This is a genomic window from Streptomyces rugosispiralis (assembly GCF_024505145.1).
Taxonomy (GTDB): domain Bacteria; phylum Actinomycetota; class Actinomycetes; order Streptomycetales; family Streptomycetaceae; genus Streptomyces; species Streptomyces rugosispiralis.
On record NZ_JANIAA010000257.1, the window covers coordinates 1 to 360 of the forward strand.

Sequence of the window (360 nt, forward strand, 5' to 3'; positions counted from 1 at the left end):
GTGCCGCATCGCCTGCACCATCTTGATGATGCCCGCGACACCGGCGGCGGCCTGCGTATGACCCATGTTCGACTTGATGGAGCCCAGCAGCAACGGCCGCTCCGACTCCCGCTCCTGACCGTAGGTGGCCATGAGCGCCTGCGCCTCGATCGGGTCACCCAGCGAGGTCCCCGTGCCATGCGCCTCCACCGCGTCCACCTCGGACGCCGACAGACCCGCATTCGCCAACGCCTGACGAATCACCCGCTGCTGCGAGGGTCCGTTGGGCGCCGTCAGACCATTCGACGCACCGTCCTGGTTGATCGCGCTGCCCCGCACCACCGCCAGCACCGGATGGCCATTCCTCCGCGCATCCGACAG

The 360-nt window shown here is 68.6% G+C and carries 1 protein-coding gene; it reads right to left on the reverse strand.

Going from position 1 to position 360, the window contains the following annotated elements; translation table 11 throughout:
• On the reverse strand, nucleotides 1-360 hold a 360-nt coding region (locus NP777_RS47335), incomplete at both ends, for a polyketide synthase (RefSeq protein ID WP_256656393.1).